The organism is Vibrio sp. HM8-C (assembly GCF_058630515.1).
Map to the genome: position 1 here is coordinate 409,979 of NZ_JBMMKS010000001.1, position 21,104 is coordinate 431,082.

Consider the following 21,104-nt stretch of genomic DNA (forward strand, 5'->3'; position numbering starts at 1 on the left):
TTCTCCCTATGCCGATTCCTTCTGGAACAATTCCCTAAAGACGGGGAAGATGTCCTCTACACTGCGGATGTTTTTCATTGCGAAATTGCCAAATGCTGGCTGCAGCTTTTCGTATTCATGCCATAAGGTTTGATGTGACCGACGAGTAATCTCGATATAGGCATAGTATTGGCAGTAAGGTAACAGCTGATTGGTGAGCAGTTCTTTACAACGTGGTGAATCATCTGCCCAGTTATCACCATCAGAAGCTTGAGCACCGTAGATGTTCCACTCACCAAGTGGGTAGCGCTCTTTAATGATTTCATGCATCAGCTTTAATGCACTCGAAACTATGGTGCCGCCAGTTTCTTGTGAGTAGAAGAATTCCTGCTCATCCACTTCTTTTGCTTGAGTGTGATGGCGTATAAACACTACTTCAACGTTCTGGTAGGTACGGGTTAGGAACAGATAAAGCAAAACATAAAAACGTTTTGCGATGTCTTTAGTCGCTTGGTCCATAGAGCCAGAGACATCCATCAAGCAGAACATGACAGCTTGGCTTGATGGAATAGGGCGTTTTTCATAATTTTTAAAACGCAAATCGAAGGTATCAATAAAAGGTACGCTTTCAATTTTCGCGCGCAGCTCTTCAATCTCCTGTTTAATGCGTTTTTCTTCCAGAAGCAGAGCGGGCTCAGCGGTTTTGATTCTCTCTAACTCTTCTTCCAGCTCCCTCATTAAGCGACGTTTATTGGCTGTCATGGCTGTACGCCGAGCCAAAGATTGTTGAAGTGAACGGACAATAGCGATATTCGATGCCGAGCCTGCGGTTTGATAACCAGCACGATGTGTTTTCCACTCGGTGATTTTGTTTATCTGGTTCTTTTCAAGATTTGGCAGTTCAAGGTCTTCAAACAGAATATCCAAATATTCATCTTTGGATATTTGGAATACAAATTCGTCTTCACCTTCTCCATCCTGACTGGCTTCTCCTTCACCTGAGCCGCCACCTTGTCCACCGCCTTTAGGACGTTCGATCTTGTCTCCACGTATAAATTGGTCGTTACCGGGATGGACACGCTCGCGCATGCCTCCCTGACCTTGATGAAAAATCGGTTCTTTGATGTCTTTATTCGGGATAGAGACATCTTCGCCGGTTTCAGTATTCGTGATTGAGCGACGGTTTACCGCGTCGGAAACCGACTCTTTAATCTGGTCTTTATAACGGCGTAAAAAGCGTTGTCGGTTTACCGCGCTTTTATTTTTACCGTTTAATCGTCTATCGATGAATTGCGGCATGAGTCTTCCCCTGTATACGTCACCTGAATCGTTCCTCCAACTAGGCATCCAATCCGTGGATGCCTATGGTCAAGTTGGATTTCAGATATACCCTTTACAACAAGTTCTTTGGGTATAGACAGTGTTTAAGAGGATTTACGAACACGTAAATACCACTCAGACAATAGTCTCACTTGTTTCTCGGTATAACCTTTCTCCATCATGCGAGCGACAAAGTTGTCGTGCTTTTTCTGATCTTCAGAAGAGGTTTTCGCATTGAAGGAGATAACAGGTAGCAGTTCCTCAGTGTTCGAGAACATTTTCTTCTCGATAACCGTGCGCAATTTTTCGTAGCTGGTCCAAGCTGGGTTGTTACCATTGTTGTTCGCACGTGCACGCAATACGAAGTTAACGATTTCATTACGGAAATCTTTCGGATTACTGATGCCGGCGGTTTTCTCAATTTTCTCCAATTCGCTGTTGAGGGAAGCTCTGTCAAACAATTGTCCGGTTTCTGGATCACGGTACTCTTGATCCTGAATCCAGAAATCAGCATAGGTGACATAACGGTCAAAGATATTTTGACCGTACTCAGAATAGGATTCTAAGTAAGCGGTTTGAATCTCTTTACCAATGAACTCGACATATCTAGGGACTAGGTAGCCTTTCACAAACTCTAAATAACGGTCTGCAGTTTCTTGTGGGAACTGTTCACGCTCAACCTGTTGTTCAATTACATAGAAGAGATGAACTGGGTTCGCGGACACTTCGATATGGTCGAAGTTAAATACGCGAGAGAGAATCTTAAACGCAAAGCGAGTAGAAAGACCGGACATTCCTTCATCTACACCTGCGTAGTCACGATACTCCTGATAGCTTTTTGCTTTTGGATCGGTGTCTTTCAGTGTTTCACCATCGTAAACCCGCATTTTCGAGAATAGCGATGAGTTTTCTGGAATTTTCAAACGTGATAGCACGCTGAACTGCGCGAGTAACTCAAGTGTGCTTGGTGCACATGGCGCGTTGGATAGCTCACTGTGCTCAAGCAGTTTTTGGTAAATTTTAACTTCTTCGGAAACACGTAAACAGTAAGGGACTTTGACGATGTAGACACGGTCTAAGAATGCCTCGTTGTTTTTATTGTTTCTGAATGTCTGCCACTCGGATTCATTTGAGTGGGCGAGTATCATGCCATCAAACGGCAAAGCGGATAGTCCTTCAGTACCGTTATAGTTACCTTCCTGAGTGGCGGTCAATAGAGGGTGTAGCACCTTAATTGGCGCTTTAAACATCTCTACGAATTCCATCAAACCTTGGTTTGCTCGGCAAAGTGCACCAGAGTAGCTATACGCATCTGGGTCGTCTTGAGAAAAGTGTTCTAACTGACGAATATCCACTTTACCAACTAATGAAGAGATATCTTGGTTGTTTTCATCGCCCGGCTCTGTTTTAGCAACGGCAATTTGATCCAAAATTGAAGGGCGTACTTTGACGACTTTAAATTTAGTAATGTCACCACCGAACTCGTGTAGACGTTTTGCTGCCCACGGAGACATGATGGATTTAACGTATCGTTTTTCGATACCGTATTCTTGTTTTAGTAGTTCGCCGTCTTCGTTGACATCAAACAAGCAGAACGGGTGATCATTAACAGGACTACGTTTGCCATTTGCTGAAAGTACATAGATAGGCATTTGCTGCATCAGTGCTTTAAGTTTTTCAGCGAGGGAAGACTTACCGCCACCTACAGGGCCAAGTAAGTAGAGAATTTGTTTACGTTCTTCTAAGCCTTGGGCAGCGTGTTTTAAGTAAGAAACGATTTGTTCTATGGCATCTTCCATACCGTAGAAATCTTGGAATGTTTTGTATCTTGAAATGACTCGGTTAGAAAAAATACGGCTTAATCGAGGGTGTTTTGACGTATCCACCATCTCGGGTTCACCGATGGCGAGCAATAAGCGTTCTGCGGCATTGGCGTATGCGCTTTTGTCGTCTTTACATAGATTTAAAAACTCTTGAATAGTTAGCTCTTCATCCTTGGCTGCTTCATAGCGTGCCTGAAAGTGGTCAAAAATACTCATAGTAAGTCCCCTCTAATAATGTCACACAGACATACAACCGCTTCAAAACATAAATCCCTAACACTATAAGCCTAGTTTGCTATTCTCGATTTTGCTTAGAGATTATGCATTTATTTCAAATTAGTGATGGAAAAAAGAAATTTCGAATTTGGCGTTTGCGGAAGAATTGATTTGTGCTTGTAGATTTAAATGAGGCTTATGATTGAGAACTAAACACAGTTTTCTGGGGATAAAATTGGAATAGTCTTCATCAATGTTGTTATTGAATGAATTGGTTCGTATGATGTCGCTCAATGGATTGCATACCTATGGATATAACTATCACTATGAATAAGTTCTATTTTTCTGCGTTTGTTGCTTCCTCTTTGGCGATAACTCTTCCAGCTCACGCAGAGCTTAACCAGTGGTCTCTGGGTGTTGCTGCGGCATACTCACCAGCTGTGTATAAGGAAACACCTTCGAATCGAACCGTGATCCCTTTGATTGGTTATGAAGGTGAGCATTTGTTTTTGCGCGGCTTCAATGCCGGTTACCGACTGTTTCCGATGAGATCTCAGCAAAACGTCATTTTCAGACTGATGTACGATCCAAGAACGTTAAAACCAGAAGATTCGGACAACGCACAAATTCGTCTTTTAGATAAGCGCTCATCGACCATTCTTGGTGGTGCCAGCTATCAGCTAATGACTCCTGCAGGTATGTTTGAAACTTCAGTGGGAACTGACATTGGCGATACGCACAATGGCCTTTATGCGGAACTGGCGTGGAGATTTCCACTGCGTTTTGGTACTTGGGGATTCACACCGAGTATTGGTTATTCTTACAACTCAGATAAGCTCAATAACCATCTATATGGCGTTTCTAGTGAAGAGTCTGCTCGAAGTGGTCTTCCTGAATTTGAAGCGAAATGGGATGGGCAATACTTTGTTGGAGCATCAGCGTATTGGAACATCATTGATACGGTGAGATTGACGGGGAACCTTCGATACACGAACTTAGAAGGTGATCTGGAATCTAGCCCGATTATCGTTAGTGGCATCAATACCACGGTATCTCTCGGAATTGCCTATCTGTTTTAATGATATAGATTTAGCGAATTGAAAAAGGCGGTATATCCGCCTTTTTGTTATATAAAATCTGTATTTCTACGCGATTTGCTTAAGCATTAAATATCTGGCGTAGTTCATTTGCCGATAGGTGGTATTGACGAGGGCAGTGGCGCCATGTTGCTAGCATGCGGCGGTATTTATCAGCCATTGGCATTTGGCTGTTAAAGTGATGGTCACCTTTATCAAACTGAGGGTATAGACCTTCAGAATCCACTAGGAAACGTACGTAGTTTACCAATTGACCTTCGGTTGCAATATCGTAGCCAAGGAAATTCAAGCGACGTACATCGACGTCTTTTCGAGCTTCTTCACTAAGCATTTTGTGCGACTCTTGCATGGCGTGATACATCTCCATAATGTCGATTACTTCACGGCATTGTGCGTCACTCAAGCAGCCAAACTCTTTGTTCAACTCACACATCTGAAGCTCATAACCACGTTCAACGATGGTCTGTAGACGTTTGTATTTCGCTGAGTTTGAAGGGTCAAGTTGAGACATCAAATAATATTGGTTTGAAAGAATAAGACGTTGAGCGTTAGTCATTTCCATAGCTGGCCTCACTAAAAATTGGTTATTTTTTTGCTGAGGTTAGGTTAACAGTAATGCGTTACTCTGAAACATGATCTCAACACTGTTTTAATAGAGATAGTACATAAAATATGCAGTAGTGTGACTATTTTTTGTGATGATTGTTGTTGTGATGGTGGTTGTATATATAGTCGCGGTCGGAGAACACTCTCAGCCATTCTGGCTTAAATACTGATAGCATGGCGAGAGCCATACCGTTGAGTAACCCTTCAGGAAACGCTAGCAATGGTACGAAGATAAGGTAGTTATCTAAGATGGTTTTCCAATCATGGTAGCCCAGATTAAATTGATACCCTGCATTGATGATTAGATGGAGACTCCCCGTTAAACCACCGTTGAAAAATCCCGCTATGAAAATAAATACAAAGATATTACGCGGTAAATAGTGGTAGCTAAGTGAAAAAATAGCGTAAGTGATGAGGATGGGAGCCAAACAAGAAAGCAGCAAATATTCAGGCAACGCAAACAGCGCCAACTTGCCAATAAGCACTAGGGCTACACTGACTGGAATGGATAGCATAAAAGCACATTGCCAGCCAAACATCATAGTTAAGCTTGTAAGTGCGAGAAAATGAATGTGCAATCCATCTTTCACACTGGCTTGAGCTGACCAGAGCAATAGAAGGGCAAACATCACGGCATAAGTAAGGTGCTGGAAGGATTTTTCGTTTTGAAACTTCGGCCAAAAAGCGAGTTTAACGTCTTTTAAACACAGTAAGATAAAGACGATAACGATAATTGAAGAGGTGAGCTCTTGTAGTTGCACAACTTATCCCTGTGATTGAAATAAAAATACCAGCACGCGAGCTGGTATTTTTAATGATTGTGCACAAGGCTGGTATCAATATTTTACGTTTGAGTGATATTGCTCAAGAACAGAAACGATTCTATCCATAGTTTCCTTGCTTGGTGGCTCTACACCTTCAAGAGGATACTCTTCACCCATCGCTTCCCATTTGTGCGCTCCAAGCTTGTGATAAGGAAGCAGCTCGATTTTCTCGATGTTATCCATATCTTTAATGAACTCACCTAGTTTATGAGCGGATTCATCGTCATCGGTATATCCAGGAACAATAACGTAGCGTAACCAAGTCGGCTGATTGATTTTATGTAGGTATTCAGCGAAATCGAGAGTACGTCTGTTTGATACACCAACCAAATCTTGGTGAATATCGTCATTAATCTGTTTGATATCGAGCATTACGAGGTCTGATACTTCCAAAACCTCATCGATAACAGGCGTAAATTTACGAATGTAGCCGTTTGTGTCTAAACAGGTATGGATACCTTCCGCTTTAGCCGCTCGGAAGAAATCTCGGACAAATTCTGGTTGGAGCATAGCTTCGCCACCGGAACAAGTAACGCCACCACCTGAGGCATTCATAAAGTGGCGGTATGACTTCGCTTCGTTGATGATCTCTTCAACGGTGACTACTTTGCCTTCGTGAGTGTCCCAAGTATCGCGGTTATGGCAATACTTACAACGGAATAAGCAACCCTGAAGAAAGACGATGAAACGAATTCCCGGGCCATCAACCGTACCGCAAGATTCGAATGAATGAATTCGACCTGGTGTAGACATGTGCTGCTCTCGATTGTGTAATTTAGTCGTCATTTTATTACAAATAGTATGGATTAAATAGGTTTTCCTTATTTAATTCAGGGTTGTAATAAATAGTTTAAAAAAACATCGAATTTAGTGATGATGGGTGTTATAAAAAAGGTGTTAGTGACAAAAATATAAATGTCACATTGGGCTCATTTTAGCCTGTAGTATCTTGAAGTCTAAAGTCACAGGATGGTGACAAGGAAGATTAGCATGGATGTACTGAAATTGTCTCAGAAGCAAAAAATCACACTATTTATCATTGTTCTATGTATTGGCTTTGTTAGCCTCGGCCTTTATACCGCATTAAGTTTGACGGGGATGGGGACTCAATATAAGCAGAGTTCTAATATCACTTCTGGCGCATTAGCCATGCAGTCCACTCAAGCAGAGCTTCTCTCGCTTGCCTCTGAAAAAGAAAGTTTAACCGCTGACCAAGTTTCTCAAGCGAAAGATAAGCTCAATCGCTTGATGGAGCATGTTCAGACCGATGTCCAGTTTCTCCAACAGCTGAACCTAAATGACGAATCTCAGCAACTTCAACAAGTGACTTCTCAGTTTAATCAGTCGTTATTGCCTTGGATGGATCTAAAATCAGAATTGGGCTTCAACGTTGAGGAAGGAAAACTGGGTGAGTTAAAAACCTTAGCAACGACCATCGAAACAAAAATCGCAGAAACAGGTATGGTAACCATCAACTCAGATTTTCAGGCGATGGTGAAAGCACAACAAAACTATCTGTTACAACCGAGTGAACAGAATTTGAAGCTGTTCAACCGTGCGATGGCAAGCTTTGTCAATATGTCAAAAAGTTACTCAATGCTTGATCTGTATGAAAAGGAAGTAGGGAAGTTCAAAGAAACGTTTTTGCGTGTGAGTGAACTTTCGCAGATGGTTAACGAGCAGCAGGCACAGTTGGTCACTAGCGAATCACAAGCAAAAAGTCTGATTGAAATGCTTTCAAAGCAGATTGAGAGCATTAGTGAAACGTATCAGATGCAAGCAGAGAAGGCAGGTACTCAAACACAATGGTCTGTGCTGGTGGCTTGTGCTGTTTTGGCTGTCATCACCATTTCTATTTTCATCATGCTTAGCGTTTCATTGACTCGTTCATTAACTCAAACCAAAGCTGTAATGGATCGTCTTTCTCAAGGGGATTTGTCGCAGCGTATGCCTATTTCAAACAACCCTAATGATGAATTTAACCAGCTTGCACTGGCAATTAACCAAAGTTGCGAACATCTTGGTGAACTGGTTAAAGCCGTTCAAGAGCGCAGTGAAGCATTATCCGGTGATGCGGCTCAATTGAACTCAGGAGTGGATGATTTAGTTAATGGGCAATCCGATGTGCTTGGTCAAACACAGCTTTTGGCTTCGGCAACTGAAGAGGTCAGTGTGACGACTCATGAGGTATCGAATTCACTGGCTTTCGTTTCTAACGTAAGCAAGTCTTCCACGGAAGCGGCTGAAAATGGTTCGAAAATCATTGCTGCCGCAATTGGTTCATTAGAAGACGTAGGCAAGATTCTGAGCTCTGCTACTGGCAACATTGAGCAACTTGAAGAAGCATCAACCAAAGTTGACTCCGTAATGGATATCATTAATAGCATTGCTGAGCAGACAAACTTACTAGCGCTGAATGCGGCTATCGAAGCTGCGCGTGCTGGTGAACAAGGTCGTGGCTTTGCAGTTGTAGCAGATGAAGTTCGCAGTTTAGCGGTACGTACTGTAAACGCAGTTACCGAAATTTCAAGCACGATTGAAACGATGAAAAAAGAGAGTGCTGAAGTTATTCAGAAGTTTGGTCAGTCAGAGCAAACCATGCGCATCGGTCAGGAACGTGGACATGAAGCCATGGAAGCATTGACTCAAATTACTGATAAAGCAGGCGAAGCGGCACATCAAACGGAAATCATTGTGAGTTCCATTAAAGAGCTTGCGACGACCAGTCAATCGATGGCCGATAGTATGACTCAGATTTCCGTGGCGATGAAAGAGTTAGAAGGTAACAACGAGCAACTGCGTTCAATCAGTCGCGTCGTTGACCAACGTTCTTCGGAGCTAAATTCGGATTGCCAACGCTTTAGTATCTAATACACAAATGCGTTTAGAAAAACGCATAGAACGATACGCCGCCGGTACCATGAAGAGATTTCTTATCTTCTTTATATTCTGAGGTATTGGCGGTTGTCGTAAAGGTAAAGCCAAAATGACGGCTGTACCAAGCAGCACCCGCTACAGCGGTCGCTTGCCAAGGTTCTAACGTCACTTCGTAATAACTGGCAGGATGTTCCAAGCCATTTAATGGTCTATTTCCTTCAATCGTAATGTCGTTAAAGCGATAGCGACCTTCAATACCGCCAAACAGAAACCATCCGTAGTCAGAAGCGCCAATCATTCCCGCTTTAAATGGGTTTTCTACCGAAATCTGTGCACTACCAAAGTTACCTGCGAGATCTTGTCCCCAACGTACCATAAAGCCGGTTGCGGCATCGCTACGGTAGTTGCCGACATTGATCTCTGAAACGTTCGATATTTCAAAGTCAGTGCTTAAAGTGAAGCGTCGACGAATTAAATTGAAATGGGAAAGATAGCCGACGCTGCCTACGACTTTATCTTCAACCTGATATGCCCAGCCATTTGGATCGTCAGATTTTGTAATGGAATGGACGATGCGTTGAGCTTCTTCAGAAAGAGAACTCTCGCCTGTTGTTCCTATTAGAAGATTAAAACGCTGCGCTTGTTGTGGGAGCAAACTGATGTAGCTGAATTCACCGTGTAATAAGCCAGCATAAGGGCGTTCATTCGGTTGCGGAGTATCAAGCGTGATGTCTGAAGGTGTCCACATTTTATGGCCAACACTGATTTCCCACTTATCTAAACTTGCTGCTCCCCAAGCAGAAAGGCTAAGTGGTTTCGACCACCAATTTGGACGAACAGCACCTGACGTGTAAGAGAGGAAAAGACCACTGGTGTAGTCTTGGTCTATCCCGTAAATACCATCGTTATCAACGTTGAGAGTTACAGTCGATGTTTGAGCAGCGAGAGCGGAAAAACTGCATGTTAACAAAAGAAAAATTCGGGATATGGACATTTGATACAGCTCGAATACAACAGAGTCGTGAGTTTAACTGATTGAAAAGGCTAAGACGAGTAATGATAAATGATGAATTTAAATATTTGAGTTTCACTAAGTATTGTTAACGCTTTGATAAATTTACTGAATAAATAAAAAAGCCCCCGCAAAGGCGAGGGCTTGTAGCTCATTATTTAAGCGAAGTCTTACATTGACTCAGTAAATGTACGAGCGATAACGTCAGCTTGTTGTTCAGCAGTCAGAGAGTTGAAACGAACAGCGTATCCAGATACACGGATAGTTAGCTGTGGGTATTTCTCTGGGTGTTTAACAGCGTCTAGTAGAGTGTCGCGGTTAAGCACGTTAACGTTTAGGTGTTGACCACCTTCTAGTTTGCCAGCTTCGTGGTGGAAGTAACCATCCATTAGACCTGCAAGGTTAGCCCGTTGGCTTGCTTCTTCTTTACCTAATGCGTTAGGAACGATAGAGAAGGTGTAAGAGATACCATCTTGAGCGTCAGCAAACGGTAGTTTCGCTACTGAAGTCAATGATGCTACAGCACCTTTCTCGTCACGACCGTGCATTGGGTTTGCACCTGGTGCAAATGGAGTACCAGCACGACGACCGTCAGGAGTATTACCAGTTTTCTTACCGTATACCACGTTTGAAGTGATAGTAAGGATAGACTGAGTAGGAATCGCATTACGGTAAGTCTTAAGCTCACGGATCTTGTTCATGAATACAGATACAAGTTCACAAGCGATGTCATCTACGCGAGGATCGTTGTTACCGAATTTAGGGTAATCGCCTTCGATTTCGAAGTCGATTGCTAGACCATCTTCGTCACGAATTGGTTTAACTTTCGCGTATTTGATTGCAGATAGTGAGTCAGCTGCAACAGACAGACCTGCAATACCACATGCCATAGTACGGATAACGTCACGGTCATGTAGAGCCATTAGAGACGCTTCGTAGCTGTACTTGTCGTGCATGAAGTGGATAGCGTTTAGTGCAGTCACATACTGCTTAGCTAGCCAATCCATGAAGTGGTCCATTTTTTCCCAAAGTTCGTTGTAATCTAGGTATTCACCTGCGATTTTGTCCATTTTTGGACCAACTTGGATTTTCAGTTTCTCATCGATACCACCGTTGATGGTGTAAAGCATCGTTTTAGCAAGGTTCGCACGAGCACCGAAGAACTGCATTTGTTTACCAACAACCATTGGTGATACACAACATGCAATCGCGTAATCGTCAGAGTTCATGTCTGGACGCATTAGGTCGTCGTTTTCGTACTGGATAGAAGAAGTATCGATAGATACTTTTGCACAGAAACGTTTGAAACCATCTGGTAGCGCTTCAGACCAAAGAACAGTGATGTTTGGCTCTGGAGAAGGACCCATAGTGTATAGGCTGTTTAGGAAACGGAAGTTAGAACGCGTTACTAGCGTACGACCGTCAAGACCCATACCACCCATAGATTCTGTTGCCCAAATTGGGTCGCCAGAGAATAGCTCATCGTACTCAGGAGTACGTAGGAAACGAACCATACGTAGTTTCATTACGAAGTGGTCGATCATTTCTTGAGCTTGAGCTTCAGTGATCTTACCTGCAGCGATATCACGCTCGATGTATACGTCTAGGAACGTAGAAGTACGACCTAGAGACATTGCAGCACCGTTTTGAGATTTAACAGCAGCTAGGTAGCCGAAGTAAGTCCATTGGATTGCTTCTTGAGCAGTTGTAGCTGGACCTGAAATATCGAAACCGTATTTCGCAGCCATTTTCTTGATTTGACCTAGAGCGCGGTGTTGCTCAGCAATTTCTTCACGAAGTTGCATAGTCATGTGAAGGTCTTCGCCGTTCTCAAAACGTGCTTGTAGCGACGTGAATTGAGCTAGTTTGTCCTTCATTAGGAAGTCGATACCGTATAATGCAACACGACGGTAGTCACCGATGATACGACCACGGCCGTATGCGTCAGGAAGACCAGTTAGTACACCAGATTTACGACATGCAAGGATGTCTGGAGTGTAGATATCGAAAACACCAGCGTTGTGAGTTTTACGGTATTCTGTGTAGATTTTAGAAACCATAGGATCAAGTTCACGATCGTATGCTTTGCATGAACCTTCAACCATACGGATACCACCGTTAGGGATGATTGCACGCTTAAGTGGAGCGTCAGTTTGAAGACCAACGATAGTTTCTAGATCTTTTTCGATGTAGCCTGCATCGTGAGCAGTGATGGTAGAGATAACAGAAGTGTCGAAGTCTACAGGAGCGTGAGTAGAGTTCTCCTGTTTGATGCCTTCCATTACTTTCGCCCAAAGCGCGTTAGTCGCTTCAGTTCCTTCAGAAACTAGGAAAGATTCGTCACCCTCGTATGGAGTGTAGTTCTTTTGAATGAAATCACGAACGTTTACTTCATTTTGCCACTCACCTGCAGCAAAACCTTCCCAAGCTTTAGCAAATTGCTCTGCCATGACATACCTACCTTTTTAGTAGAAAAAACACGTACTGTTTCGCCGTTGAGCCAGCTATCTCTTTAGTCAAAGAGAGGCAGTACACTCTATTTAATAACAATATGTATAGTTCATAATCTCAGATTAATACTATAGATATTGTTACTTGTTCTTACAGTGAAATGTCCGTTTGATGAAATTACATTACACTAAAAAAAATTTGCAAAACTTAAACTAAATCAATAAAAGTTGAAAAAACGAATAAAAAGAGGGTAGCGTCTTGCGCTACCCATCTAATCTTTGACCTTTAGCTTATAGCCAAGCTTTTAGACCATATTGAGCTTCTAGCATACCAACTGCAAGCATAGCAACTAGACAGATAATAAACACGCTTACAGGGATAACAATTTTATCCATGAAAGACAAGCGTGAAGCACGTTCTTTGTCACCAATTAGACCGTTGTTGTCTAGGAACATTGTTAGTGCCCATGCAAGAACTGGGTTTGCAACGATAGAAGCGAAGATACAGATACCCGCTGCTTGTGAGTCTTTCGTATCGCGAACCATTTGCATACCTGCTTCTAGTAGAGGTAGAGATACACCTACTAGCAGAGCAACACGCATTACTGGAGGCCATACTGCTACGTCCATTGGGAAACCAAGAACTGCAACTGTCATTACGATCAAGCCAAGCAGAATTGAACCCGCTGGAATTGGACGCTTAGCGATAGCGGCTGGGATCATGTATGTACCCCAAGAAGATGTAATGTTACCACCACCAACTGCTGTACCAACCATTTGGCGGAATGAACACATAGTCATAGTGTCATCAACGTCCATTAGTACTTTTTCAGAACCTTTAGGGTAGTTCATTTCTTGGAAGATACGGTGACCAAGGAAGTCTGGTGACCACATTGCAACAGCAAGAATTGCGAATGGTAGAGATGCAATAAAGTGTTCCATGTTAGGAAGACCTAGCATCCAACCTTCTTCAGTACTGCCCCACCAGTAAACTGGGTTTAGGTTTGGAAGACCCATGTGAGTTTCGAATTTAATGTCGAAACCAGCACCAAGAGCTAGAGCGATCGCAAGACCAGAGAACGCACATACTGGGATAGCAAGCCAACGTTTGTTAACTTTCGCTAGGTAAGCGTAAATTGCTACGTTGATACCAAGTACGATAATGCCCACATAACCCATGCTTCCCGCAGCTACGTCTGCCGATTGTAAACCGACCGCCCAGGTTTGTATGGAGTTGATCTGACTGATTGTTCCCGTCAAACCAAGGAATATGAGCAAACCACCGGCTGTGCCTTCAGAAGTGAGGTTAACAAGCTTAGAGCCACCTTTGAAGAAACTGAGTAGTAGACCAAAGACACCAATAAGCAGTGCTAATGCAAGAGGGTGAGCACCAGCTAGAGCGATAGTACCGATAAGTGGGATCATCGGACCGTGGTTACCTGCTAAGTTTGCTTTAGGGTTAAAGATACCAGAAGCAAGCACACAGAATAGTAGAGCAGGAATCAACATCTCAACACGAGCTACTTCGATAGCGAACTCTTTAGTTAGATGAACGTGATCCCAAGCTTGAGTAAGACCTTCTGCCCAAGACATCATAACAGCAGAGTACATCGAGATGATGCCGATAGTACCAGCTAGAGCAGGAACAAAATCTTCAAGTTCGAAACGGAAATCACGACCCGGCAAGTTCAAACCGAAACGGCGTGGTTTCATGATTTGCAATTCGTGATCTAAGTAATCTGAACGGCTATTGAACTCAGACGCTGGACGATGAAGCTCACTGTAGCTCTTAGTCTCGATATCTGAATCAGAATGCGCTTTATTCACTGCTTCTGACATAGATTCCTCATTTATATAAAGTTATTAATTCTGAATTGAATTCTGCTTAAGTGTCCGCAATCGCGAAAGTTTCGGCTGAATATGTAACACGTTTCTGTTGTGCTTTATAGCATAGCCAACGAAATAATAATGGGCATTAGAATAGCCTTATATTTAGTGGCGAGTTTAACGTGCTAACCCTTTGTAGTGATTGATCTTGATCACTTTAGTTTGGGAAATGAAAGAAAACTACATCGTTATAATAAAATCAGTGAGATAGAGGATTTTTTGTTGAAATTTATTTTCAAAGTGTGATGTTTATTACGTCTTTTTTGCTTGCCAAAACGTTAAAACCTATGAGTGAGTGTTATGTTTTAAAGTTTGCTATAAGTCTTGCTTTTATTAATTTGTTAAATGGTTTTTATCTGATTGGGCAGAAGTTGAGTGTGTGAATATGCGAACTTTGAAGAAGAATTAGCCATATTATGAATTTATAGTCACATAAAATAACTAAATATTTCGTTTTTACAGGTTAATAATTTGTTGCATGTTCTGGCGGTGAGTGATACTTTGTAGCGAAATTGAGCTGGAATGCTCTGCAGTGTCATAAAATACAGGGAGTTAAAGCGCATGAAAGAAGTACCAGCGCTCGATATAAAACAACTGCACAAAACCTTTGGCCAGAATGAAGTTCTGAAAGGTATCTCACTTCAAGCACATAAAGGCGATGTTATCTCTATTATCGGCTCGTCCGGTTCTGGCAAAAGTACCTTCCTACGTTGCATCAACTTACTTGAAACACCTACTGACGGTGAAATCTGGGTTAATGGTGAATTAATTCAGATGAAGAAAAACCGTCAAGGTATCTCTCTTCCTGCTAATGAAAAACAAGTACAGCGAATCCGTTCTCGCTTAGCTATGGTTTTTCAGGGGTTTAATCTTTGGTCTCACATGACAGTTTTAGAAAACGTCATTGAAGCGCCTGTTCATGTTTTAGGTGTGCCAAAAGCTCAAGCAATTGAAAATGCAGAAATTCTACTGAAAAAAGTAGGCTTGTATGAGCGTAAAGATTACTACCCAGGACATCTTTCTGGTGGTCAACAACAACGTGCAGCGATTGCTCGAGCATTAGCAGTAGAACCTGAAGTTCTTCTTTTCGATGAACCGACGTCTGCTCTTGACCCTGAATTGGTTGGTGAAGTATTAGGTGTAATGCGTTCATTGGCCGAAGAAGGGAGAACAATGTTAGTCGTGACCCATGAAATGGCGTTTGCTCGCGATGTTTCAAACCATGTTATGTTTTTGCATCAGGGATTGGTGGAAGAGCAGGGCGATCCTAAAAAGCTGTTTACGAATCCTGATTCAGAGCGTTTAAAACAGTTTATTTCATCGATTTATTAAAAATTTCACCCCATCTGTTGTTCTACGGATAGGTTGAGAAAACTAAAGCTATAAAAATAGAAACACAACAATCACAGGAGTATGGAAATGAAAAAGTGGTTATTAGTTGCGGCGTTAGCTGCTACAGCTGCGACCGGTGTTGCCCAAGCGAAAGAGTGGAAAACTGTACGCTTTGGTATCGAAGGCGCTTACCCTCCGTTTAGCTGGACTGAAGCTGATGGTTCACTAAAGGGATTTGACGTTGATATGGCAAACGCTCTATGTAAAGAGCTAGCAGTACAGTGTCAGATCGTTGCTCAAGACTGGGATGGTATTATTCCTTCACTACTTGCTCGTAAGTACGATGCAATCATTGCAGCGATGTCTATTACGGAAGAGCGTAAGAACAAAGTGGATTTCACTCACAAATATGCACTGATTCCAAACAAATTTATCGCTAAAAAAGGCGCTGGTTTAGATTTCTCTAAAGACGGTCTTAAAGGCGTAAAAATTGGTGTTCAACGCGCAACAACACACGACAAATACCTAACTGATAACTACGGCGATTCTGTAGAAATCGTTCGTTATGGTTCATTTGATGAAGCATATCTTGATCTAGCGAATGGTCGTATCGCCTCTGTTCTAGGTGATGCATCAGCACTTGAAGATGGCGTACTAAACAAACCAGGTGGTGAAGGCTACGAATTCGTTGGTCCATCATTGACTGATCCTAAATGGTTCGGTGATGGTTTTGGTATTGCAGTTCGTAAACAAGATAAAGACTTAACTGAGAAGCTAAATGGTGCTATTGACTCGCTTCGTGAAAAAGGTGTTTATCAACAAATCGCTGCTAAGTACTTCAAGTACGACGTATACGGTGATTAATTAGCCTCAAATGTCCCTGTGTGTTCATTAGCAGCAGGGACGAAACAATAATAAAGGCATTCTTGGCTGTTGGTTCCTAGTTCGTAGCAGTACCCAGCAGCCAAGCGTTAAGGGACTAGGAAGTTTTTATGCTGGATCTACAGGGATATGAAGCCTCTATTGCAAAGGGGGCTGTACTCACAATTGAAGTAGCCATACTTTCACTATTATTAGCTGTTGTGCTTGGTATGTTAGGAGCGTTGGCAAAATTGTCTCCTTACACATGGGCACGAGGCATCGCAACAGTTTACACCACCATTATTCGCGGTATTCCGGACTTAGTTCTGATGATGCTGATATTCTTCGGTGGCCAAATCTTACTAAACAACAGTCTTTACTCGATTAATGAATCTCTCAACGATTGGCTTGGGACGACTGATAATTGGGTTCAGTACGTGCCTGATTATATCGATGTGAGCCCATTCGTCGCTGGTGTACTAACGATAGGATTTATCTTTGGTGCTTACATGGCAGAGACTTTCCGTGGTGCAATTATGGCTGTGGATAAGGGTGAACTTGAAGCTGCTAAAGCTTACGGTATGAACGCAGTATTGTCGTTTAGACGTATTTTGCTACCGCAAATGATTCGACATGCGCTACCCGGATTTGGTAACAATTGGCTGGTACTGCTGAAAACAACGGCACTGGTTTCTATCATCGGTTTAGAGGATATGGTGCGAATGAGCTCGCTTGCTGCAGGCTCAACGAAAATGCCTTTCACCTTTTATATGACGGTTTCAATCATATTCCTTGTATTCACCAGTATTTCGACCGGACTTTTGAAGTTGGTTGAACGTAAATTCAGTATTCACACGAGGTAGATATGGACTTTTCATTGATTATCGAAAGCCTGCCAATTTACTTCAAAGGCTTATGGACGACGGTATGGTTAGTGTCGCTGTCACTGATCATCGGTATTTGTATTGCTATTCCATTAGCGATTGCACGAAACAGTAAAAATTATGCGTTATATCTTCCATCTTGGGGATATATCTATTTCTTCCGTGGTACGCCATTGCTCGTGCAGCTATATCTCATTTATTACGGTATGGACCAGTTTTTCCCAGTTAAAGGTACTCTGTGGGAGAATGCGTGGTTTTGTGCATTAGTCGCTTTTATTCTCAATACGTCTGCCTACACAGCAGAAATTGTGCGTGGTGCGATTAATGGTTTACCAAGAGGTGAAGTCGAAGCAGCTAAAGCTTACGGTATGAGTGTATTCCAGACTTATCGTCGAATTATTTTGCCAAGTGCACTTCGTCGAGCACTCCCTGCGTACAGTAACGAAGTGATCTTTATGATTCACGGTAGTGCGGTAGCAGGTATCGTCACTATTATGGATTTGACGGGTGCTGCTCGTTTGGTGAACTCTCGTTACTATGCACCATTTGAATCCTTTATGACGGCTGGCTTGTTCTATATGAGCCTAACTTTCATTGTACTTTGGTGCTTTAAAGGCGCTGAGAAACGCTTCTTACGTTATTTAAGACCTTTAAGCTGATAGAAAAAAGCCCCGCTTACTAGTAAATCGGGGCTTTTTGTTATTAGTGTGATTCTCTGAGAAGTGTTTAATTAAATACTGACCAAATAGGAGCGTGATCAGAAGGTTTGTCGATACCTCTTAGCTCATAGTCAATATCTGCTTCGACGCATTTTTGAGCCAGAGATGGCGTAGCCAAAATGACATCTATGCGCAGGCCACGATTGTCTTCGAAACCGCGAGAACGGTAATCAAACCACGAGAACTTATCGTCAACAGTTGGGTGGAGTTTGCGGAATGTGTCTTCGAAACCCCAGTCAGTCAATGTTTTCAGCCATTCACGCTCTTCAGGTTGGAACGAACACTTGCCTGTTTTAAGCCAGCGTTTACGGTTAATTTCGCCAATGCCAATATCAGAATCGATAGGGCTGATGTTGATGTCTCCCATAACAATCAGTTGTTCGTCGTTGCTGTGATGATCGTTTAAGTAGGCCATGAGATCTTTATAAAACTGACGTTTGTATGGGTACTTAACTTCATGCTCAATGTTGTCGCCTTGTGGGAAGTAACCATTCAGAACTGTGACTTTTTCGCCGTTATCATCTAAGAACGTTGCCATAATCATACGTTTTTGATGGTCTTCATTATCAGTAGGAAAGCCTTTCTTAATTTCAATTGGTTCTTTTTTGCATAGCATTGCGACACCATAGTGAGCTTTTTGTCCGTGGAAATAGACGTGATACCCCATGGCTTCGACATCTTCGACAGGAAAAGCTTCATCATGAACTTTGATTTCTTGTAAGCCGATGACATCCGGTTGATGCTTTTCAATCAATGCTTGAAGTTGGTGAAGTCGAGCTCTTAACCCATTGATGTTAAAGCTGATAACTTTCATTGGTTAGTCCTTGATTATGGTTTTAATTGAGTTGTTACCTATTGGATTTATTCATTTGTCAGGTAACCACGAATGAGTTCGATGTTACCACTTAGATTAGAGAGTACAAACCGCAGAACTTGCCTAAACTGGATATGTCAGAAATTGGCAAGTTTTGTGTCATATTTGTATTGATATATCGATAGATTGTGGTCTAATTTCGGGTTATCTCATTCGTTTATATGAGTTTAAACGCAAGCATAAGGATGTTGTATGCGAACACTATCAGTTCAGTGGAAAATTACGCTGTTGGCCGGTTTTTGCCTGCTCGTAACCTCGTTATCTCTTATCGGTTTCTCGGTTTACAATGCTGTAAGTAATCAGCAGGTGATTAAAACGCAGAGTGCTGAATCCGTTATCAATAAATCTCAGCAGTTGCTAAAGACACGCGCACAGCTCAATTCAACTGAAATCTCGGAATATCTCAGCGAAGCCACCTATCGTGCAGAAATGCTCGCTTCAAACGCTTTGTTCCTAAAGAAAAACTCTGAAGACAATTTTGGAGAAAGTGAAGCCTTACGTACCGCCTTAAATGAAATGGTTCGAAAATCTGTATTAGATTTTCCGACGATTGAAGGTGCGTATCTAGTATTCAAACCAAACGCTCTTGATTCTGAAGACAGTAACTATGTCAATGCAGACTATGTTGGTTCCAACGATATTGGACGTTTTGCTCCGTATTGGAGAGCCAAAGACGCCGGTCAGGATGCAATCAATGAAGTTTTAACTGAAAAGCAATTAACTGATGGTGCGAATAGTGAACGTTTTGCTTGCCCGTTAAATGAGGGTAATGCATGTGTAACCTCTCCACGTATGATCAATCAAGGTAGTGAACAATTCTTAGCTACATCTATCTATGTTCCTATTGTTGTCGACAACGAAGTCATTGGCTTTTACGGCATAGACCTTAAATTAACGCCTCTACTCGATATAGCGAAGGAGTCAGATAGCAGCTTGTTTAACGGTGAAGGCAAAATATTCATCATCAGTCTGGATGGCACACTGATCGCAAGTGATGACGATTCATTAACTATCGGACAACCGTTTGGTGGCTCTAGTGTCTCTAGAGAAAAGGTCTCAAGTCTTTTATCTGGCAAAAAAGTAGAATCTTTGTGGAGCGAAGATGGCCTTTGGATGACAGTATTTGCGCCCATTCCTGTTGCTAACCAAACGTGGGGGGTGGTTTTTGAAATGCCTCGTAGCAGCGTTCTTAAAGATGCTGACCAACTTGATAGCGTTATTACCGCGCAAGTAGAAAGCGGCGTTAAAGTAGAGCTACTTGCTGGTCTATTGTTTGCCATTCTTGGGCTGACGGTTATAGCCTACACAGCTTCGCGTATTGTTAAGCCTATTCGTGAAGTTGTTGTGCGTTTGAATGATATTGCTGATGGTGAAGGTGATTTAACTCAGCGTTTAGATGTTCAATCGCAAGATGAAATTGGTCAGTTGGCTCATGGATTCAATAAGTTCCTAGAGAAACTACAATCCACCATCAGCCAAGTTATTGAGACCACTCATTCTGTGGCTCAAACAACTGAACAAGCTAAGATTACCGCAGTTGAAACCAGACGAAGCAGTGAAGCTCAGTTTAAAGAAGTTGACCTTGTTGCTACTGCGTCGGAAGAGATGACTCAAACAGCTAGCCTAGTTGTGCACAATGCGGAAAATGCGGTTCATGCAGCTGAACAAGCGAATGAGTCTGCTCGAATTGGTCAAGATGTGATTAAAACGTCAGAAGCCGAAATGCTCAACTTAGTGAAAACCATGAACCAAGCGGTTCCGATTGTTGAAGATTTAGCGCGCAACAACGTGAACATTACCGATATCCTTGAAGTGATCGAAGGTATCTCTGAGCAAACGAACCTTCTAGCGCTTAATGCTGCAATTGAAGCTGCACGAGCGGGCGAACAGGGTAGAGGTTTTGCTGTCGTTGCAGATGAAGTCCGTAACCTTGCAAGCCGAACTCAGGCTTCAGTGGGTGAAATACGCACCGTTATCGAGAAAGTGGAAAAGGGCACTCGTGACGTTGTTAATGCCATTCAAGAAGGAAACACTTTGGCAAATGGTACCGCGTCGCATGTACAACGTGCGGTGACAGAGTTGAACAAGATTTTTGAAGCTATCTCAGCAATCAACGATATGAATACGCAGATTGTAAAAGCGGCAGAAGAGCAACAAACGGTGTCCGCAGAAGTGAATCAGAATGTGGCGAACATTAGAGATTTGAGTGCTCAGATTCTGGAACAAGCAGGCGAATCAGAAGCCGTTGGAGCTGAAATTAGTGCCTTGTCAAAGCAGCAACAGTCTTTGGTTAATCAGTTCAAAGTCAATTGAACTGGCGATACGGTAATAATTAAAAAGAGC

16 protein-coding genes are annotated in these 21,104 nt (G+C 42.5%); 7 read left to right on the forward strand and 9 right to left on the reverse strand.

Annotated features, from left to right (window positions below; all coding sequences use genetic code 11):
• Nucleotides 1-6: 6 nt before the first annotated feature.
• Together ACOSVQ_RS01865 and ACOSVQ_RS01870 are read right to left on the reverse strand one after the other, a co-directional pair.
• Nucleotides 7-1,278, reverse strand: coding sequence for a YeaH/YhbH family protein (locus ACOSVQ_RS01865; protein WP_491980896.1), 1,272 nt, complete (start codon nucleotides 1,276-1,278; stop codon nucleotides 7-9).
• Between the two features lie 125 nt (nucleotides 1,279-1,403).
• Complete coding sequence (locus ACOSVQ_RS01870) at nucleotides 1,404-3,338, reverse strand: PrkA family serine protein kinase (RefSeq protein WP_491980897.1); 1,935 nt, start codon at nucleotides 3,336-3,338, stop codon at nucleotides 1,404-1,406.
• Nucleotides 3,339-3,664: 326 nt separating this feature from the next.
• On the opposite strand from ACOSVQ_RS01870, the gene ACOSVQ_RS01875 reads away from it, so the two are divergent.
• Nucleotides 3,665-4,417, forward strand: coding sequence for a MipA/OmpV family protein (locus ACOSVQ_RS01875; RefSeq protein WP_491981112.1), 753 nt, complete (start codon nucleotides 3,665-3,667; stop codon nucleotides 4,415-4,417).
• 79 nt (nucleotides 4,418-4,496) lie between these two features.
• Here ACOSVQ_RS01875 and ACOSVQ_RS01880 read toward each other — a convergent pair whose 3' ends face one another.
• The 3 genes from ACOSVQ_RS01880 to pflA form a co-directional block, all read right to left on the reverse strand.
• A complete protein-coding gene (locus ACOSVQ_RS01880; RefSeq protein ID WP_165310851.1) occupies nucleotides 4,497-4,997 on the reverse strand; it encodes a YfbU family protein in 501 nt (166 codons plus the stop codon).
• 124 nt (nucleotides 4,998-5,121) lie between these two features.
• Nucleotides 5,122-5,802 carry an energy-coupling factor ABC transporter permease gene (locus ACOSVQ_RS01885; protein WP_491980898.1) on the reverse strand — a complete coding sequence of 227 codons (681 nt, stop codon included), beginning with the start codon at nucleotides 5,800-5,802 and terminating at the stop codon, nucleotides 5,122-5,124.
• 75 nt (nucleotides 5,803-5,877) lie between these two features.
• The gene (gene pflA, locus ACOSVQ_RS01890; protein ID WP_491981113.1) at nucleotides 5,878-6,618 is read right to left on the reverse strand and encodes a pyruvate formate lyase 1-activating protein; all 741 of its coding nucleotides are present in this window, start codon (nucleotides 6,616-6,618) and stop codon (nucleotides 5,878-5,880) included.
• A gap of 237 nt (nucleotides 6,619-6,855) precedes the next feature.
• Between pflA and ACOSVQ_RS01895 the strand changes: the two genes are divergently transcribed.
• The gene (locus ACOSVQ_RS01895; RefSeq protein ID WP_491980899.1) at nucleotides 6,856-8,736 is read left to right on the forward strand and encodes a methyl-accepting chemotaxis protein; all 1,881 of its coding nucleotides are present in this window, start codon (nucleotides 6,856-6,858) and stop codon (nucleotides 8,734-8,736) included.
• Between the two features lie 13 nt (nucleotides 8,737-8,749).
• Here ACOSVQ_RS01895 and ACOSVQ_RS01900 read toward each other — a convergent pair whose 3' ends face one another.
• From ACOSVQ_RS01900 to ACOSVQ_RS01910, 3 genes are all read right to left on the reverse strand, one after another.
• Complete coding sequence (locus ACOSVQ_RS01900; RefSeq protein WP_491980900.1) at nucleotides 8,750-9,736, reverse strand: lipid A deacylase LpxR family protein; 987 nt, start codon at nucleotides 9,734-9,736, stop codon at nucleotides 8,750-8,752.
• Nucleotides 9,737-9,924: 188 nt separating this feature from the next.
• Complete coding sequence (pflB, locus tag ACOSVQ_RS01905; RefSeq protein ID WP_491980901.1) at nucleotides 9,925-12,204, reverse strand: formate C-acetyltransferase; 2,280 nt, start codon at nucleotides 12,202-12,204, stop codon at nucleotides 9,925-9,927.
• Nucleotides 12,205-12,495: 291 nt separating this feature from the next.
• On the reverse strand, nucleotides 12,496-14,043 hold the full coding sequence (locus tag ACOSVQ_RS01910; protein WP_491980902.1) for a DUF3360 family protein: 1,548 nt from the start codon (nucleotides 14,041-14,043) through the stop codon (nucleotides 12,496-12,498).
• 609 nt (nucleotides 14,044-14,652) lie between these two features.
• On the opposite strand from ACOSVQ_RS01910, the gene ACOSVQ_RS01915 reads away from it, so the two are divergent.
• From ACOSVQ_RS01915 to ACOSVQ_RS01930, 4 genes are all read left to right on the forward strand, one after another.
• A complete protein-coding gene (locus ACOSVQ_RS01915; protein ID WP_491980903.1) occupies nucleotides 14,653-15,423 on the forward strand; it encodes an ABC transporter ATP-binding protein in 771 nt (256 codons plus the stop codon).
• Nucleotides 15,424-15,510: 87 nt separating this feature from the next.
• Nucleotides 15,511-16,287 carry an ABC transporter substrate-binding protein gene (locus ACOSVQ_RS01920; protein WP_491980904.1) on the forward strand — a complete coding sequence of 259 codons (777 nt, stop codon included), beginning with the start codon at nucleotides 15,511-15,513 and terminating at the stop codon, nucleotides 16,285-16,287.
• A 128-nt stretch (nucleotides 16,288-16,415) separates the two neighbouring features.
• Nucleotides 16,416-17,147: an ABC transporter permease gene (locus tag ACOSVQ_RS01925; protein ID WP_491980905.1), complete on the forward strand. Its 732-nt coding sequence runs from the start codon at nucleotides 16,416-16,418 to the stop codon at nucleotides 17,145-17,147.
• 2 nt (nucleotides 17,148-17,149) lie between these two features.
• On the forward strand, nucleotides 17,150-17,827 hold the full coding sequence (locus tag ACOSVQ_RS01930) for an ABC transporter permease (protein ID WP_491980906.1): 678 nt from the start codon (nucleotides 17,150-17,152) through the stop codon (nucleotides 17,825-17,827).
• 67 nt (nucleotides 17,828-17,894) lie between these two features.
• On the opposite strand, the gene xthA is transcribed toward ACOSVQ_RS01930, so the two are convergent.
• Nucleotides 17,895-18,701: an exodeoxyribonuclease III gene (gene xthA / locus ACOSVQ_RS01935; protein WP_491980907.1), complete on the reverse strand. Its 807-nt coding sequence runs from the start codon at nucleotides 18,699-18,701 to the stop codon at nucleotides 17,895-17,897.
• 252 nt (nucleotides 18,702-18,953) lie between these two features.
• Between xthA and ACOSVQ_RS01940 the strand changes: the two genes are divergently transcribed.
• Nucleotides 18,954-21,074, forward strand: coding sequence for a methyl-accepting chemotaxis protein (locus tag ACOSVQ_RS01940; RefSeq protein ID WP_491980908.1), 2,121 nt, complete (start codon nucleotides 18,954-18,956; stop codon nucleotides 21,072-21,074).
• The last annotated feature ends 30 nt before the right edge of the window (nucleotides 21,075-21,104 follow it).